The sequence below is a fragment of the Bifidobacterium sp. ESL0784 genome (assembly GCF_029433295.1).
GTDB lineage: Bacteria > Actinomycetota > Actinomycetes > Actinomycetales > Bifidobacteriaceae > Bifidobacterium.
On the sequence record NZ_JAQTHV010000005.1, the window covers coordinates 1 to 16827 of the forward strand.

The 16827-nt window shown below is 57.7% G+C and carries 14 protein-coding genes; 7 read left to right on the plus strand and 7 right to left on the minus strand.

Translation table 11 applies throughout. The features are described 5' to 3' along the window. Positions 1-344 precede the first annotated feature (344 nt). Positions 345-1664 carry a serine hydroxymethyltransferase gene (gene glyA, locus PT279_RS08755; RefSeq protein WP_277167078.1) on the plus strand — a complete coding sequence of 440 codons (1320 nt, stop codon included), beginning with the start codon at positions 345-347 and terminating at the stop codon, positions 1662-1664. A gap of 84 nt (positions 1665-1748) precedes the next feature. Here glyA and PT279_RS08760 read toward each other — a convergent pair whose 3' ends face one another. Together PT279_RS08760 and PT279_RS08765 are read right to left on the minus strand one after the other, a co-directional pair. Beyond that, positions 1749-2165, minus strand: coding sequence for a DUF3052 domain-containing protein (locus PT279_RS08760; protein WP_277167079.1), 417 nt, complete (start codon positions 2163-2165; stop codon positions 1749-1751). Positions 2166-2266: 101 nt separating this feature from the next. Then, the gene (locus PT279_RS08765) at positions 2267-3334 is read right to left on the minus strand and encodes a S16 family serine protease (RefSeq protein ID WP_277167080.1); all 1068 of its coding nucleotides are present in this window, start codon (positions 3332-3334) and stop codon (positions 2267-2269) included. Positions 3335-3550: 216 nt separating this feature from the next. Between PT279_RS08765 and PT279_RS08770 the strand changes: the two genes are divergently transcribed. Beyond that, positions 3551-5197, plus strand: coding sequence for a zinc-dependent metalloprotease (locus PT279_RS08770; protein WP_277167081.1), 1647 nt, complete (start codon positions 3551-3553; stop codon positions 5195-5197). A gap of 15 nt (positions 5198-5212) precedes the next feature. Here the strand turns inward: PT279_RS08770 and PT279_RS08775 are convergent, their stop codons facing one another. Then, a complete protein-coding gene (locus PT279_RS08775) occupies positions 5213-6718 on the minus strand; it encodes an ATP-dependent helicase (RefSeq protein ID WP_277167082.1) in 1506 nt (501 codons plus the stop codon). 113 nt (positions 6719-6831) lie between these two features. On the opposite strand from PT279_RS08775, the gene PT279_RS08780 reads away from it, so the two are divergent. Together PT279_RS08780 and PT279_RS08785 are read left to right on the plus strand one after the other, a co-directional pair. Next, entirely contained in the window at positions 6832-8628 is a 1797-nt protein-coding gene (locus PT279_RS08780) for a phosphotransferase (protein WP_277167116.1), read from the plus strand. A 159-nt stretch (positions 8629-8787) separates the two neighbouring features. After that, complete coding sequence (locus PT279_RS08785) at positions 8788-9012, plus strand: DUF3107 domain-containing protein (protein WP_277167083.1); 225 nt, start codon at positions 8788-8790, stop codon at positions 9010-9012. 182 nt (positions 9013-9194) lie between these two features. On the opposite strand, the gene PT279_RS08790 is transcribed toward PT279_RS08785, so the two are convergent. Next, positions 9195-10079, minus strand: coding sequence for a PHP domain-containing protein (locus tag PT279_RS08790; protein WP_277167084.1), 885 nt, complete (start codon positions 10077-10079; stop codon positions 9195-9197). Between the two features lie 106 nt (positions 10080-10185). Here PT279_RS08790 and PT279_RS08795 point away from each other — a divergent pair, with 106 nt between their 5' ends. After that, a complete protein-coding gene (locus PT279_RS08795; protein WP_277167117.1) occupies positions 10186-10860 on the plus strand; it encodes a vitamin K epoxide reductase family protein in 675 nt (224 codons plus the stop codon). Between the two features lie 186 nt (positions 10861-11046). Here the strand turns inward: PT279_RS08795 and dapF are convergent, their stop codons facing one another. Further along, positions 11047-11946, minus strand: a complete 900-nt coding sequence (gene dapF, locus PT279_RS08800) for a diaminopimelate epimerase (RefSeq protein ID WP_277167085.1) — start codon at positions 11944-11946, stop codon at positions 11047-11049. Between the two features lie 167 nt (positions 11947-12113). Between dapF and murI the strand changes: the two genes are divergently transcribed. Together murI and PT279_RS08810 are read left to right on the plus strand one after the other, a co-directional pair. Continuing rightward, a complete protein-coding gene (gene murI / locus PT279_RS08805; RefSeq protein WP_277167086.1) occupies positions 12114-12890 on the plus strand; it encodes a glutamate racemase in 777 nt (258 codons plus the stop codon). Between the two features lie 190 nt (positions 12891-13080). Further along, the gene (locus PT279_RS08810) at positions 13081-13926 is read left to right on the plus strand and encodes a patatin family protein (protein WP_277167087.1); all 846 of its coding nucleotides are present in this window, start codon (positions 13081-13083) and stop codon (positions 13924-13926) included. Positions 13927-14329: 403 nt separating this feature from the next. On the opposite strand, the gene PT279_RS08815 is transcribed toward PT279_RS08810, so the two are convergent. Together PT279_RS08815 and PT279_RS08820 are read right to left on the minus strand one after the other, a co-directional pair. Beyond that, positions 14330-15226: an SPFH domain-containing protein gene (locus PT279_RS08815; RefSeq protein WP_277167088.1), complete on the minus strand. Its 897-nt coding sequence runs from the start codon at positions 15224-15226 to the stop codon at positions 14330-14332. A 268-nt stretch (positions 15227-15494) separates the two neighbouring features. Further along, complete coding sequence (locus PT279_RS08820; protein ID WP_277167089.1) at positions 15495-16556, minus strand: CrcB family protein; 1062 nt, start codon at positions 16554-16556, stop codon at positions 15495-15497. Between the last annotated feature and the right edge of the window lie 271 nt (positions 16557-16827).

Genomic DNA, 16827 nt, shown 5'->3' on the forward strand with positions numbered 1-16827 from the left:
TGAAATAGCAACGCTGAAGCCGAAACACCTACTCCCATATAGTCGAGAATAGGTGTTTCGAATCCCTTATTGCCCACCCCTTCTTCTCACTGTTTTATCTATAACGAATTCCGGCATTCCCGTATATAACGGATTATCAATCCTTGCGATAGCGGGTTGTCCATAAATAAGGACAGACGGGGCATGTTCCCGCGCTTTTCTGGCATAATGATTTTGTGTGCAGCAAGTAAGGCAAGATGCATTTGACTGCACAATCCGTAGAATCCATTCCTTTATTAAGGACGGCGAAGCGGAAGCAAACTGCCACATCCCCGGCAGACCACGAGTATTAAAAGGAGTTCGAAATGGCTGAACCATTTAAAGCCGACACATCCAACCCTGCAGTCGTGCAGAGTTCGTCGGACGTGTTCAACACGCCCATCGCTCAAGCGGACCCCGAAATCTCGTCGCTTATCAACGACGAACTCAAGCGCCAGCAAAACGGCCTTGAGATGATCGCTTCCGAAAACTTCGTGCCCCGCGCCGTTTTGGACGCACAGGGTTCCGTCTTAACCAACAAATATGCGGAGGGTTACCCAGGACGCCGCTACTACGGCGGTTGCGAGTTCGTCGACGGCGTCGAGACCTTGGCCCGCAATCGTGCCAAGGAGCTCTTTGGCGCGGAATTCGCCAACGTCCAGCCCCATTCGGGTGCGCAAGCCAACGCAGCCGTCTATCAGGCCCTCATCAAACCGGGCGACACCGTGCTGGGCCTGGCGCTCGACCATGGCGGCCATCTGACCCACGGCACCAAGATGAACTTCTCGGGCAAGTTCTATCACGCCGAATCCTACGGCGTGAACCCCGATACCTTCCTGATCGATCCCGAAATCATTCGCCAACGTGCGTCTGAGGTCCACCCGCAGCTCATCATCGGCGGTTGGAGCGCCTACCCGCGCATCGAGGATTTCAAGGCGATGAAGGAAATCGCCGACGAGGTCGGTGCGAAGTTCTGGGTCGACATGGCCCACTTCGCCGGCATGGTGGCCGCGGGTCTGCACCCGAGCCCGGTCCCCTACGCCGATGTCGTCTCCTCGACCGCGCATAAGACTTTGGGCGGACCGCGTTCCGGTTTCATCCTGGCCAAGAAGGAATACGGCAAGAAAATCAATTCCGCTGTCTTCCCCGGCCAACAGGGCGGGCCGCTGATGCATATCATCGCCGCCAAGGCCGTGGCCTTCAAGGTCGCCGGCACCGACGCGTTCAAGCACCGCATGGAACGTACGTTGGAAGGCGCGAAGATTCTCGCCGACCGCCTGAACGCCGACGATGTCAAGGCACAGGGCATCACCGTGCTGACCGGTGGCACCGACGTGCATCTGGTGATGGTTGATCTGCGCAACAGCGAGATGGACGGACTGACCGGAGAAAACCTGCTGGCGCAGTGCGGCATCACAGTCAACCGCAACACTGTGCCGTTCGACCCGCGCCCGGCTTCCGTGGCCTCCGGCCTTCGTATCGGCACCTCGGCCCTTGCAACACGCGGTTTCGCCGCCCCACAATACGAGGAAGTCGCCGACATCATCGGCACAGCCCTGGCGGCAGGCAAGGACGCGGATGTCGAAGCGCTGCATGCCCGTGTCACCAAGCTGACCGAGGACTTCCCGCTCTACCCTGGGCTCTGAGTCGTCGTTAAGTGAAAACCGAAAGTCCCCACCGGCCATAAACCGGTGGGGACTTTCATATGAGTTGAAGATCTGTATTCTGCTTCAGCGACCCTTGCCAAACGCGCGCAGACGGATGCCGTTCCAATCATCCGAAACCGTCAGCGGGGTGGCCGCGTTCATACCGGCGGTCTTGGCCGCGGACTGCACCGTATTGGAAGCAGGGGCCCCTGAACGGCCGGGCTTGGGGGTGAGAATCCATAGCGGACCGTCTTCACCAATGACGCCGTGTGCATCCATAATGGTATCGGCCAAAGCGTCTTCGTCGTCGCCATCACGCCACCAGATGATGACGCCATCCACGGCGGAATCGTAATCCTCATCGACCAGATCCTGACCGGTCAGATCCATGATTTTCTCTCGGGTGGACTCACTCACGTCGTCATCCCACAGCCATTCCTGCACGATGTCGCCTTCGTGAAAACCGAACTCTTCAGCGTTTTTTGATGCCGTTTCATTCACACTTCCAATATAGCAAAGATAGAGGAACAGCGCACACGATGACGTCGCGTGTCATCCACATTGCGGGAACTGCTATACATTTGCATCATTTCTATAGTATTTCACTGCTTCGCCGTGCAATGAGGCAGGCTTTCGGCCTTTCCCTGCCCGATGGCAACCAAGGCGCGGTAAGCCTCATCCAGCGTCGAGACCTTGACGTCGCGCAAACCGCTTGGCACATGCCCCACAACCTCATCGCAATTGCCTGCCGGCGCAAGGAAATAGGTGGCACCGTCGCGTTTGGCCCCGAGCATTTTGAGCTGGATACCGCCGATTTTGCCGACCTCGCCCTTGGCGTCGATGGTGCCGGTTCCCGCTATCGTCTTGCCGCCGGTCTCGTCTTGCGGGGTCAACTTGTTGATCACACCCAGCGCATACATCATGCCGGCCGAAGGGCCGCCGATGTCGTCGACGTGCATTTCAACCTTGGCACTGGTTGCCCCGGTAATCCTGTGTTTACGTGCGAAAGCGAGCGCCGCCGTAGTGGCGGAGTCCTGAGAACCGGTCATCTGCTTGGTGGCGGTCTTTTCATATTCCTCCGAGCTTTGGCCGACCGGGAAAACGGCTTCACTCGGCATGACCTGCTGCTGAGGGTCGATCCATGCGATCAAAGTCTGGATACCCAAAGCTGGGGAACCGGGCACACCTTGGGCATTGACGGTCAACAGCAACAGCTTGCCCCGGCTTTTGTGCGTGGTCGCTCCGGTGATGGCGATGACCTGTTTACCGCCGGCTTCGCCCAGCACGTCCTGGGTCGGACCGGGTGTTTCGATGACATAAGGGCTGGGAAGCAGCAATACGAGGAAACACAGCACCGCGCAAATCAACCCTGCGAAATACCACAGCGAATGCCGCGAGCAATAACTGGTGAAACGCTGCCGGATTCCGAGGTGACCGCGATGTGCGACGGCCATTTTCCCGTTCTCAGCACTTATATCAGAAAGAGGATTTCCATCGACATCATCCGAGCCTTCAGCCGTTGCCGCAGAACCATTGCCTGTGTCGAATGCGCTGATAATGCTGCTGAACTCATCGCTTTCATGGGATGACGAATTCACCGTAGCCTCACCGACCGGTGATATCGGCGTTTGCTCACCCGAAAACCGCTGATCCTGATTTCTGCCTGCCATAACTCACCAGTATGCTGCCTTGCCCAGACGCAGTGCCTTGGGGAAAATGCCGAAAACAAAACGACGAAACGACGCCGGAACACAGCCTATTCCCGACTTTGCTGCAATCTCGTCGCCAGCGGAAGATTACGCTGATAAGACCATAGAAGACCATAATATGGAATCAACATACGGACGCTACATTGCTCTCAACAGGACTTTAGATAAGGAAACCCGATGGACGAAAACGCGATACATCAATGGCTGATTGACTGCTTCGGTGAAATACAAGGCAACATGGCCTTCCAGCAGCTCAACGCCTTACCCGACGCGGTCAAAGACCAGCTTATGGGGCAGGACCCTTCCAAGCTGCCCAAGCCCGCCGAAGTGAAGGCGCTGATGAACGCGTTCACCACCAGCGGCCTCAACACCGTGGGCGACATGCAGCAAAGTGCCGACCAGGGGCCGGTGAACGTGAAGCTGGCGACCTCTTTGGCCTTGGCCATCGCCAACGACGAAGGCAGCGAGCAGAGCGTCAGCGCCACTGAGGGCGAAGCCGTGCGGCAGGCGATGAGCGAGGCGAATCTTTGGCTTGACACGGCCTGCGACATCGATCCGGCCCCGGGCGAGCCGCAGGTGTTCACCCGCGCCGATTGGGTCAACGCGACGGTGGATTCCTGGGCGAAATTCGCCAGTCCAGTGGAGCAGTCCATGAGCGATGCGCTTTCCAGCGTCATTTCCGAACGCTTCGGCGATGCTTTTGGCGACGGCGGCGAAATCGCGGGGGTCTTCGCCGGCCCCATCCCCGTGCCGATTCCCGACAATATGAAGGATCCGGCCAATCTCATCAAGATTCTCGGCAACACCGCTTTCTCCACGCAGCTCGGGCACGCGGCGGGCCAGCTTTCACACGAAGTGCGCGGCAGTTTCGACCAAGGCATTGCCCTGCAGAAGAATCCTGCCGGCGCATTGATAGCCCAGAACTCCATCCAATATGCCAAAACGCTGGAAATCGACCAATCCGAGGTGCTGGCATTCCTGGCCCTCGAGGAAGTGGCTCATGCCCGCCTCTTCGCGCATGTACCGTGGCTTATGCCCCGTTTCGAGGCGTTGATCGGCAAGTACGCGCGCGGCATCAGCATCGACTTGGACGCCATGGAGGAGCAACTGCGCGACGCGACTTCGATGGATCCCGATTCGATTTCCGGAGCCGTGGATCTGACGAAGGTCGGCATTGCGGACACCCCGGAACAGAAAGAGGCACTTGAAAGCCTCGAAACGCTTTTGGCCTTGGTCGAGGGCTGGGTTGACGCGGTGACGTGGAAAGCTGGCATGGCCCATATCCCGCATATCGAGCAGCTGCGCGAGATGGTGCGTCGCGAGCGCGCGGTCGGCGGGCCTGCGGAACGCACTTTCGAAAGCCTGTTGGGCATGGAATTGCGCCCCAAGCGCATGCGCGAGGCCGCCGACATCTGGGAGAAGATCGGAGCGAAAGAAGGCGACAAGGCCCGCGACGAGAAGTGGTCGCACCCCGACTTGCTGCCTAAGTTGCCCGATGTCGATACGGGAAAGGCCGAAACCGAAACGTCGGAATCCGACAATACCACGAATCCCGACGCGAACATCAGCACGTTCGCCGCCGACGGCAGCGCTACCACATCTTCCAAACCCGGCATTGACTGGGACGCCGAATTGGAAAAGCTGCTCAACGCCCAAGGCGACGACGATGAGACGAGCGCTGAAAATGCCGACAGCAGCAATGACGACGGCAAGGATGATGATTCATCGAAACCTGATGATTCGCAGAAACCGGATGACAGCAACGACACCGCCGGAAATGCCGAGGACAACAAACCGGAAGAAAGCGACAAACCGCAAGGCTGAGCGAATCGTCACAACCTACCAGAAGCGGCTCGGAGTACGCGAGAAGGTCGAAGCACCGTCCTTGCTGCGCGCGTAGGAAAGGTGCAGAGAGTCCTCGGCACGGGTGACGGCCACATAGAAAAGCCGCCGCTCCTCCTCCAAAGCATCTCCCGGCGCGGGCGAACCATACGGCAGCAGCCCCTCCGAACAGCCGATGATGAAGACGTGCTTGAATTCCAAGCCCTTGGCGGCATGGATGGAAGAAACCGTGACCCCGGGTTCGCGCCGACTGGCCAAGATCTCCATGGCCTCGCGTCGGCTTTTGTTATCATCTTCGAGCACCGTGTCCGCGCTACTCGTGTCGTGACGGGTACGGTACGGGACACTTTGCTCTTTCAATGCCTTGCAGACCACCTGCTGTTGGGCGTTGAGCCGCGTCAGCACCGCACATTGCGATGGTTTGGCGCCCTCCGCGACAAATTGCGCGATACGTTTGGCCACACCCTGCGCTTCCTGCTCATCGTCCTCATAGGTGGTTTTGACCACGCGCATGCCCTCGTTTTTGCTCCTCACCGAAACCAGACGCAGATATTGGTCTCGATCGGGAGCCGCGGCCAGCACGCGGTTGGCCATCGAGACGACCTGCGGGGCGGAACGATAATCAATGTTGAGATTGATATCGGCGGAAAGCCTGCCGAATTCAGCCGCGAAATTGTTGAGATCGTAGCTGGAAGCCCCTGCAAACGAATAGATCGTCTGCGCAGGGTCGCCCACCACGCACACGTTGCGGTTGTCGCCGCCGAGCCATAAGTCCATCAGACGGTGCTGCAGGGGCGAGACGTCCTGATACTCGTCGACGGTGAGCCAGCCGATGGACTGCCGGATCTGCGCGGCCTGCTCGTCGAAGGCCTCAAGCACATGGCAATCCAGCAACAGGATGTCGTTGAAGTCCATCTCGCCGCGCGATGTCTTTTCCTGCTCATAGGCCGTGTACACATCAGTGAAACGTTGCGGGTCGAGCTCGGCAGGAGGTATACGATGAGTGGCTGCGCACACCCGTTCATAATCTTCAGGAGCGATAAGCGAGACCTTCGCCCAGCTGATTTCGGCTAGCAGATTACGCCTGGCGATACCGTCATACTGGTCGCTTCCGGTGGCCCGTTTCAAGGCACGCGCCATGATTTCCTGCGAATCCTCAACGACATGCGGGAACGGGGCGACGCTCACCTCATACCAGACTTTACGCAGCTGATGCAATGCCGCCGAGTGGAAAGTGGCCGCACTGACCTTATCTCCCACCCCGAGCGCGGAAAGACGCTGCTTCATCTCGTCGGCGGCTTTCACTGAGAACGTGACCGCGAGCGCACGACTCGCGTCCCATTCCCCCTTGGCGCAGGCGTAGGCGATGCGACGCGTCACCGTTCGCGTCTTGCCTGCACCGGCGCCGGCGATGATGCGAACCGGACCCTCCAGGGAGCTGGCGGCAGCACGCTGGGCGTCATCAAGTCCCTCAAGCATCGTTTCGGCATCCATGGTGGTCATATCTTCTCATTGTGCCAGCCACACCCGATAGTCGTACAATCCCCTGAAGGCGCGCAAACTCTAGGACATAGGGGTGTATTAATCTGGTAGATGTGACTTTACGAAGCAAATTCATGCTGGCGGCCCTCGCCTCAGCCGCCATGCCCGAGACCTCCATGGCCGGGGTGTGCGAGCACAACCGCAGCGACAAGGCCGACAATGCTGTCGGCATCGATTACGCCGTGGTACAGGACACCGCAGGCCGACAGTACGACGTATTCGTCTCCAGCGAGCCAAAAGGCAAAAAGCTTCTTGCCAGGCGCGCGAAGGCGGCGAAGGTTCTCGCTCAATCCCATGAGATGAGCGGGCTCGGCTTCGCCGTGGACCGTGCGTTGGCGTTCAGCGCCGCCGGAACCGGCAGCAAGACGGGCAAAAACTCGGTGCTGGTCTCACCCCATGTACAAGGCGAGCCACGCCAACTTGATTTGCTGACCGTTCAGGATGCCGCAAGCGTGGGCACCGCCATCGGAGCTATCCACCGGCAGCGCACCGACTTTTTGACCGAAGCGAAATACCCGGCGTTCACCACCGGCCAGATTCGCGCCCAGCTGACCGGCTGGATCAAACGCCTGCAGCAGGCCGGCCATGTGCCGACCGCCATCACCTCCAGCTGGGCGAAGATCATCGAGACCGACGGCCTCTGGTCCTTCTCTACTACTTTGACCCACGGAGGCTTCGCGGACGGCGATTTCCTCTTCGCCGATTCCACCATTACCAAGGTGGGCAATTGGCAGGATGTGCAGGTCAACGACCCGGCACGTGACCTCGCATGGATGTTCGCTAAAATGGATGAATCTCATCGCAATGCGATGATGAATGCGTACGGCGGAATGATGGGCTCGCGAATCGATGACCTTATCCTCCTTCGCGCCAACCTTTGGCTGCAGATGGAGCAGGTAGGCGATTTCATCGAGGCGCTCGGACGAGCCGACAATACCAAGATCCTGCAGTTCAAGGCGCAGGTCGAGCATCTGGCCCATCAGCTGACCGTCGTGGCCAACAAAGCCGCAGGTGCAGCCACAGCGGCCTCGGCGGTCGTCCCGCCGAAAAAGGATGCCCCATCATCCGCGGAGGAGCGCGGAAGCCGAGATCCTTACGAGCTGGAAGACGACGAAAGCGACAAAACCGGTTCCGCAGAAGTCACCAAACTCGTGGAGGCCAGCGACAGTACCGCCGACCGGCCGGTACATTTCAAGCCCGCACGCTCACAGGCATTTGATGACGAGGACGACGACCGCACCGACGACAAGAAGCCGGCAGCACAATCCGAACCGCTTTATCCCAACATGCCGAACCCCTCGTCCTCCGCCACGATAATATTGACCGAAGCCGAAAAGAACTCCGGTTCAAGCAACGATGAAGCCGAAGCCGAAAGCCAGCCTGGAGCAAAGGCGGAAGACCTCGAGGACGAAACCGGAGAGAAAAAGGTCTCATGGCACATCCAGTACTCGCAAGAGGACGACATCTACAGCGGCAAGGCAGAGACGAGCGAGGTCGACCATGAGGCCCCAACGGCTCTGATCCCTCTGCTCGAACGGGAGCAGCAGGCCTTGCATGACGCTCAGATGGGACTTGAAGAAGCCGAGGAAAAGGCGCAAAGGGAACGTACCGCCTCAAAAACGGATATCAAGGCACAGGATAGCCACAGCGAACGGGAGGTAGCGGAATCCGACATCGCCAAAGAACTGGACGATGCGGTCGAACAGGACGACACCGCCAGGAAGAACGCAGCAAAGGATGATGGTACCAAAGCCGACAGCCCATCGCCATCCGGCGAAGTATCGACCGATAACCACGATTCCAACGTCTCAGATGACTCAGACGATACCGAAAACCACGACGCCGCCAAAACCAACGGCTCTTCGCACTGAACCGAAACCGCCCCGTCTCACAATGACCGGAAATCGAAGGCCCCCAAGCCGTCGTTCCCCTGCCATTGGACAATCGGCGCAATCCTAGCCAGAAGCGTAATGACCAGCCTTCGGGCACAATAAAACCTAAGAACAATTCAATTACGAAAGAGGTAACACATGGATGTCGAACTCGGAATTCAGAACGTGGCACGTCCGGTCAATTTCACGACCGAAGACAGCGCCGATCAAGTCAGCAAGAAAATCGCGCAGGCCGTGGCCATTCATGAGCCAATCGATCTGGTAGACGACAAGGACCGTCATATCGTGGTGCCTGCCGGTGCCTTGGGCTATGCCATCATCGGTTCGGAAACCAAGCACGCCGTCGGCTTCGGCGCCCTCTAGACATAACGGCCACGGGTACATAATTATGCCTGTGGAATAATATATCCCGCTAAGCCCAGTATTTTGTGTTACATCTCACAAACTGGGCTTTTTCTTTCTTTCAGGCCGTTTCGGGACTATAATACACTGGTGGAATCCGGGCTTTGGCATGGAGTGGATGCCACTCAGCGCCTAGTGGCCACTTAGGAGACCAGCAGGATGGCCCCACGCTCCACGATTTGGGCCACGACATCATCCGCCGTCAGGTTCTCCCCCAACCTGTTCGGTTTGCCATCCCCATGCCAATCCGAACCTCCGGTCACCAGCAGTCCAAGCTCACGGGCGAGCCCCAACAGACGTTCGCGCTCCTCGGTTCCATTGCCGCGATGCCACACCTCAAGCCCTCCCAACCCCGCGTCGGCAAGTGCGCCGATCTGCTCGTTCGAAAGCAGAATCCTGTTGCGGCTGTAATCGCCGGGATGAGCGACGACGCTGACCCCGCCGGCCTGCCGCACCACCTGAACGACCTGCAAAGCGCTTGGCGAAGGCGTCGGTATGTAATACTTACTTGAGGACGAGATGGCTCCGGCGAAGGCTTCGGAACGTGTACGGTAGAACCCGGCCGCCACCAACGCATCGGCCATATGAGGCCTGCCCACCGTCGTCTCCCCACCTTTTTTGGTTTGACTCATGACGTCATCCCAGGTAATGGGAAAATCCTTTGAGAGACGCGAAACCATGCGCCGCGCCCGATCAATGCGCGCCTCGCGCGTGGAACGGAACAGGTCCACGATGCCTTCATTTTCCGGGTCATACTGATAGGCCAGCATATGCACTGAAACATGACCATCCTGAGCGGTGACCTCACTTCCTCGCAGCAACGGAAAATGACGGGTCCTGGAGACTTTTACGGCGTCATTCCACCCCGCAGTGGTATCATGGTCGGTGATTGCGACACCGTGCAGGCCGTTTGCATATGCAAGGTCGACCAGTTCGGCGGGAGTCTTGGTGCCATCGGAAAAGACCGTATGGCAGTGGAGGTCCCAGCCGGAAACCGGGTTGCACTCGTTATATTCGTCACTAGACATAGGTCTATCGTAGGCCTACGAGCCTGACAGCCGATAAGATGCTGGGGGGAAGAAGAAAGCAGGGATATGCATGTCGACTAAACACAGCGTCGCCGCCGTGCGCAACATGGAACGAACATCGAAAGACCCCAGCGGCCAACTGCCCCCTGACTTCAGCAGCAATCGCGAACCCACAGGATTCTTCCACGGACCCATTTGGAACTACGGCATGATGTGCCTGGGAGCGGGAATCGCCCTGTTCGCCTCGCTGATGCTGGCGGCGGATACGCTGAAACTGGCAAGAAACCCGAACAAGGCGCTGGGCTGCGACGTGAACTCCGTTCTTTCCTGCTCCACCGTCGCCGAATCATGGCAGGCCGAGATCATCAAGTTCGCCGGGCTGAGCTTCCCGAACGCGTTCTTCGGCATCTGCTTCTATTCCGTATTCGTCACCGTCGCAGTGGTCGGCGCGTGCAACGTCAAACTCCCCTACTGGTTCTCCATGGCAGCCTGGTGGGGCGGCGTCGCCGCGATTTCCTACTCATACTGGCTGATGACCCAGTCCATGTTCGTCATCAAGGCACTCTGCCCCTGGTGCATGACTATGATGTTCTCCACGACAATCATGTTCATGGCGCTTACACACGCGACAGTAACAGTACAGAAGATACCGCGGAAACACTGGCGCAAGGGTCTCAATACTTACTACCGTATGCGTTACGACTGGATGGTCAACATCGTCTGGATCTTCGCCATCATCGCGCTTATCTTCGTCAAGGAAGGTGCCGCGATCTTCGCCTGAGTAGCCTTGAGTTCTTAGCAGAAACCCGCACGTTCGTTGTGATAGACAGATGTGCGGGTTTCTTGCTGGATACGCAGATACCGGCGTTTATATTATCCTGTGGCTTTCACGTTTGCCGGGGCACGTCAGTGCGGTTCGGCCTATAATCCGACTTCACCGATCCTTACGTAGCCAATTGCCATGTGGTTAAAGCAGCTCTACCTTCGCCACGATCACCGCGGCGCCGGTGAGCCTCACGTCGTCATCGCTGACATCGACATGCACCAAACCGCCACGAATGGAAATGTCCCAATGGCTTACCCCGGTCTTCGCCCTCAACGTCACCGCCGTGGCCCCGAGACCCGTGCCGCAGGAAAGCGTTTCCCCGCAGCCCCGTTCGTTGACACGCATCGTCGCACTGCCGGTGTCGGCGGCTTTGTCGTTTGCGTCGATACGCACGAATTCGGCATTCTGGTCGGTCTCGATCACCGGGCGTACCACGGGTTTGACACTAAGATCCAGATCCTCGACGGCAGGCAATGTGGCCTTGTCGTCTTCCAGTACCGAGACGACATGCGGATTGCCCATATCGACGAACGTGCCGCGGGCTTCGCCGGAAGTGCCGGGAATGGTGACCCCGTAAGTATCCAACGACCCGATTTTGCCGGCACCCAGACTCACTTGGAACACGTCGTCGCCATAAGGCGCAAGCGCTCCTAGTGAGCGCAGGGTCTTGACCCCGGCGCGTGTGCCCAGCTTGAACGGCGTGCCGTCGGGAGCATCGGCCATGCCGGCACGCTGCGCAAGCAACGCCGTCACGCGGGTGCCATTGCCGCACATCTCCGCCAACGTCCCGTCAGCGTTGCGATAGTCCATGAACCACCCGGCCCCGCCATCCCGGCATTGTGCAATCTGCACGGACGAAAGGTCACTGACATATTCAGGCTTCGTCAGGCGAATCAGGCCGTCGGCACCGATGCCGAAATGCCGGTCGCAGATATGACAGATCTCGTCGGCGGTCGGTTCGAACCTGCCCTCACGGTCGATGTAGATGACGAAATCGTTGCCGGTGCCATGCCCTTTATAGACGAATTGTGGAAGACTCATAACAGACAAGTCTACCTGCTCCCCGGTTCATGCGTCATGCCGGCAGCCGATTGCCGCATACAGGCCACCGCCGGCCTATCGTGTGTATATTCGTTCGGACCGCTATTATTCAAAGTGAAATCACTAACCTTGAAACAGGTTTTGAAATCGCGGTGAAAGAGGACGGTATGGCAAGCAACGCTCCCATAGGCGTGTTTGATTCGGGGCTGGGCGGCATTTCCGTCGTGCGGGAGATTCGCAAGGAAATGCCGGGCGAAAACATCATCTATTTCGGCGACTCCGCTAACGCCCCCTACGGCACCAAAACCCCGGGAGAAGTGCGCAAGCTCTCGTTCGCCATCGTCGATCGGTTCGTCGCCATGGGTGTCAAGGCCATCGTCATCGCCTGCAACACCGCCACTTCGGCCGCAGTCAACGATCTGCGCGCAACCTATGACTTGCCGATTATCAGCATGGAACCGGCGCTCAAGGTGGCATGTGACCGGGGCAACGGCGAGCCGCAACATGTCATCGTCGCCGCCACTCCGCTGACACTGCGCGAGAAGAAATTTATAGCCTTGATGCAGCGTTTCAGCGCCACCAACACCATCTATCGCCAGCCCTGCCCCGACCTGGTGGAAATTGTGGAGCACGACCAGCTGGAAGACCACGATCTGGTGATGCATACGTTGCACCGCTACTTTGACAGCTATGACCTTGACGAGATCGACTCGGTGGTGCTCGGCTGCACGCATTTCGTCTTCTACCGCGACTATTTCCGCGAATTGCTCCCCTCCTCAACGGCCATCATCGACGGCAACGAGGGCACCACCCGGCATCTGCACGACCTGCTCGCCGCCGCCGGCAAACTTGCCGAGCCGACCACCCAAGGCGGAGTGACGCTGAAGAACTCGGATACCAGCGAGCGCATGGCAGCCCTGGCCGCCAAACGTCTCAATGACTGATATTCGAGACGTGAAAAATTCACGCCGTACAAAGCCTGCGTTCGGCCTGCCGATGCTGTTCTGACCTCGATAATTTGTCATCTTTCCCAGCCATGCCCAAGCATCGCCTTTCCATTGCGATGTCCGTGAGGCAGACGTATGCTCAGTTAACTGACAATAATCGACTTCGGCTTTAAGGAAAGGGGAGACGATGACGAAAACTGCTTTGATCGACGTCGGTGGAGGTTTCCGCTCCATTTACGGCGCAGGCGTGATGGACCGGCTGATGGATAAAGGCATCACCTTCGACAAGTGCTACGGAGTCTCCGCGGGCAGTGCGAACATGATCTCCTACATCTCCGGCCAGCGTGGACGCACCCACAAGTTCTATACGGAATATGCCTTCCGACCGGAATATGCCAGTGCCAACAATTTCCTCAAGCTTCATAATTACGCCAATCTGGATTATATCTACGGCACCCTGTCGAACTCCGACGGCGAATACCCCGTCGATTACCCCGCTTTCGCCGCCTCTCCCACCGAATTCACGGTGGTGGCCTGCGACGCACGCAATGGCTACGCGCGTTACTTCGACAAGTCGGACGTGCATCAGGACGATTACGACGTGATGAAGGCCTCCAGTGCGGTGCCAGTGGCCTGTGAACCGTATATCGTCGACGGCATTCCGTATTACGACGGGGGCATCGCGGATCCGATTCCGGTACAACTGGCTGAGGACGAGGGTTATGACCGCATCGTGCTCATCCTGACCCACCAACGCGATTTCGTGCGCGAGGCCAAAAGGGACGCCGCTCCCGCAGCTCTGCTGAAACGCTCCTACCCCGCCGCCGCGGAACGGCTCAAGAACCGCTACCGCACCTACAACGAAGAGATGAAGGTAGCCGAAAAACTCGCGAGCGAAGGCAAGGTGCTCATCCTCGCGCCTGACGATCTTTGCGGGCTTGACACGCTGAGCAAGAACTCGGAGGGGCTGGAAGCAATGTACCAGAAGGGACTTGACGCGGCCGAATCCGTGCCGGAATTCCTCGTAAACTGATTGCTGGTCTTTCGAATTTAATGCCGGCAAACAGGCTCTGTCTGCAACAGGTATGCAGCCTGCCGGCGTAAGACCCTCCATTTACTCCATTGCTGCATGCAAACGGACTTTTATGGTAATTGACATGCCGTTTACCAACAGTAATAGGCATAATATAAGCTGCTGCGGCAAACGGACTTTTGCAACAAGTTCCATGCGGTTTATCAGCAGCAATGTGCGAAACCATTGAAAATAATGTTGGACGGATTCCTCGGGTGAGTGAGGAATCCGCCCAGCTAATTGACACGTCCTTGTGTCGCGTCAAGCTGTTCGATTTTCCGGACACCTTGACTGGTACTGCTCAGTATAGCGGATGTCCGTTCCTCACTCACCGGGAAACGGCTTATCCGGGAATCGAACCCTCTTATTTCGCTTCGTTGGAGGTGACCATGGCCTTGGTGACCTCGTCGAAAAGCTGCTGGTAGCCACCGGGAGTAGAGGCGGGAAGCACCACGGTCTTGGCGTTGCCGGATTCGCTCAACGAGCGCATCACGTCCAGGTACTGATTGAAGAGCACCACGTTGTTGACGTCGGCGATATCCATGCCCACACCCTGCAGGCTCTTGATCTGGTCGACGATGCCGTTGGCGATCTCGCGACGGTAATTGGCCTGGCCTTCACCCTGCAAACGGGTCTTCTCGGCGTCGGCCGTGGCCTGCGTCTCAATCTGGATGCGCTGGGCATCGGCGCGCTGGCGGGTGGCTTCCTTCTCGCGCTGGGCGGCATTGATGGAGTCCATCGCGGTCTTGACGGCCGGGCTCGGGTCGATGGCGGTGATCAGGGTCTTGACGACGGTGAAGCCGAACTTCGCCATCTCTCCGCCCACGGTCTTCTGCACGTCGGCGGCCACGTCGTCCTTCTTGGCAAACGCATCGTCAAGCGAGAGCGCAGGAATGGCGGAACGCAGGGCATCCTCGACGTAGCTGCGCAGCTGGCCGGCCGGATCGCGAAGCTCATAGTAGGCGGTGGCCACGTTGCGCGGGTCCACACGGAACTGCGTGGAGGCAACGACGGTGACGAAGACGTTGTCGAGAGTCTTGGTCTCGAGCTTGACATTCAGCTGGTTGACGCGCATGTTCGTCTTGGTGGCAATGCGGTCGGCGAACGGAATCTTGAAATGGATACCGGCCAGCTCCACTTTGAGGAACTTGCCGAACCGCTCGATGATGTATGCCTGCTGCTGCGGCACTACGAAGATGCCCGAGGCAACCAGCGCGATGATGATTACCAGAACGATAATCAGGAAAATAAGCCCTGCCATGTTAATCCTTCAAACTCTTTTCTTATGTATCACAACAAAAGCGATGCTCATCGGCATATGGTTTTAGGCCATATCTCGATGCCATCCTTTTAATCAAATCGTAGCAGAACCTCTGGTAGCACTTTCTGCGGATAATCAACACTGACGAAAATAATCACCGTCCAGGCACACGAAAGCTTGGAACCATCGGGTCCCTAAAGCCGAACACGCCGAACGGAAACAGCAAAACCGGGCCGACAACGTCAAGTTTCGATAAGCCAGAGCAATGCTAGACAAGCATGCCAAGCAACAGCAACGCAAGGGAGACAACCATCATCCCTGCCGTATGCACGAAAGCCCACAGCGGCTTGCCGCCACGCACCAGCTTCGCACCTTCCACGCTGGCGGTGCTGAAGGTCGAGTAGCCGCCGAGAAAACCGGATGCGAGCAGGTATTGCAGAGTCGACAAACCGGCGTGTGTCGCGCACCAGCCGGCCACCAGACCCATGGCCAGACAGGCGGTGAGATTGACGACAAGAGTGCCGCAGGGGAAAGGAGAGCGGACCCGGTTATTGACCCAGGCATCGACGCTGTATCGGGTGAAGGCCCCAAAACCACCAATAAGCGACGCGACGATAAGCAAGCCGAAAGCGGCAACGTTTTGCCAGTAATGGCGGTTGGCCAGCAACGCAAGAAGAACGATGCAGGCGAAGAGAACGAGCGCAACGCCTACCAACAGGCCACGGTTGGGCTCAGCCGGTTCATCCGATTCAACAGCGTTGGCGGTACCGACGGATGCCGCCGAATTCCCCGAGTCGGTGGGAACAGAAGGAGCATTCGCGCCAGGCTGGCTCCTGCTCTCATCAGCAACGTCATGATCATTCCGCCGGCTCCCACCGGCGACAGGCGCCAAAGCATTGAGCCGGACTCGACGTCTACCGACGACCTTTCCAATCGCCAGACCAAGCAGCGCACACAACAGACCGAAGATGACACTGCCCAAAAGATATGAGAGGGCCACGCCCACATGCCCGCCCCTGATACGCTTAGCGACTTCGAGCATGAACGTGCTGTACGTCGTGTACCCGCCGATCAGACCGGTACCGAGCCCAAGTCTCGTCACCCTCCACAGGCCGATATCCGGCCCAAGCTGGGCCATATACGCCGTGATGAACCCAAGGAACACGGCGCCGGTGAGATTGATGGCCATGGTCATGAACGGCCAGGCGACATCGGCCGGCTGCAGTGCGCTCAACGTCAGTCGCACCAATGACCCGCACGCACCGCCGGCAAATAGACTTACGGCGACGCTCAGCGTGGAGACGGTAAACGAACCCACCTTTTCCGCCATGATGGACTCCATTCCCATTGCCGGTATCCGTTTGCCCGGATATCATTCGAAAATCAAAATAATCCGCCAATCTGACAAATAAACTTATATATACATCGATTATACAAATGTCGTAATACTCTCCGACGTTTTTTACTTTCAATAAAAGAGACTTGACATGTAAAAAGTCAAACAGCTTTTTTAAAAATCTGCTAAACTCTTAGATATCGTTGACTTTCGAGCCAAAATTTAAAAACAAAATAAAACTTAAAACGTTTTAATAAATCCACGT

Bases quoted from the DNA above. Each gene is read 5' to 3' on its own strand.
- glyA (WP_277167078.1), top strand. From the start codon at position 345: ATGGCTGAACCATTTAAAGCCGACACATCCAACCCTGCAGTCGTGCAG.
- PT279_RS08765 (WP_277167080.1), bottom strand. From the start codon at position 3,334: ATGGCAGGCAGAAATCAGGATCAGCGGTTTTCGGGTGAGCAAACGCCG.
- PT279_RS08770 (WP_277167081.1), top strand. From the start codon at position 3,551: ATGGACGAAAACGCGATACATCAATGGCTGATTGACTGCTTCGGTGAA.
- PT279_RS08775 (WP_277167082.1), bottom strand. From the start codon at position 6,718: ATGACCACCATGGATGCCGAAACGATGCTTGAGGGACTTGATGACGCC.
- PT279_RS08780 (WP_277167116.1), top strand. From the start codon at position 6,832: ATGCTGGCGGCCCTCGCCTCAGCCGCCATGCCCGAGACCTCCATGGCC.
- PT279_RS08785 (WP_277167083.1), top strand. From the start codon at position 8,788: ATGGATGTCGAACTCGGAATTCAGAACGTGGCACGTCCGGTCAATTTC.
- PT279_RS08790 (WP_277167084.1), bottom strand. From the start codon at position 10,079: ATGTCTAGTGACGAATATAACGAGTGCAACCCGGTTTCCGGCTGGGAC.
- PT279_RS08795 (WP_277167117.1), top strand. From the start codon at position 10,186: ATGGAACGAACATCGAAAGACCCCAGCGGCCAACTGCCCCCTGACTTC.
- dapF (WP_277167085.1), bottom strand. From the start codon at position 11,946: ATGAGTCTTCCACAATTCGTCTATAAAGGGCATGGCACCGGCAACGAT.
- murI (WP_277167086.1), top strand. From the start codon at position 12,114: ATGGCAAGCAACGCTCCCATAGGCGTGTTTGATTCGGGGCTGGGCGGC.
- PT279_RS08810 (WP_277167087.1), top strand. From the start codon at position 13,081: ATGACGAAAACTGCTTTGATCGACGTCGGTGGAGGTTTCCGCTCCATT.
- PT279_RS08815 (WP_277167088.1), bottom strand. From the start codon at position 15,226: ATGGCAGGGCTTATTTTCCTGATTATCGTTCTGGTAATCATCATCGCG.
- PT279_RS08820 (WP_277167089.1), bottom strand. From the start codon at position 16,556: ATGGCGGAAAAGGTGGGTTCGTTTACCGTCTCCACGCTGAGCGTCGCC.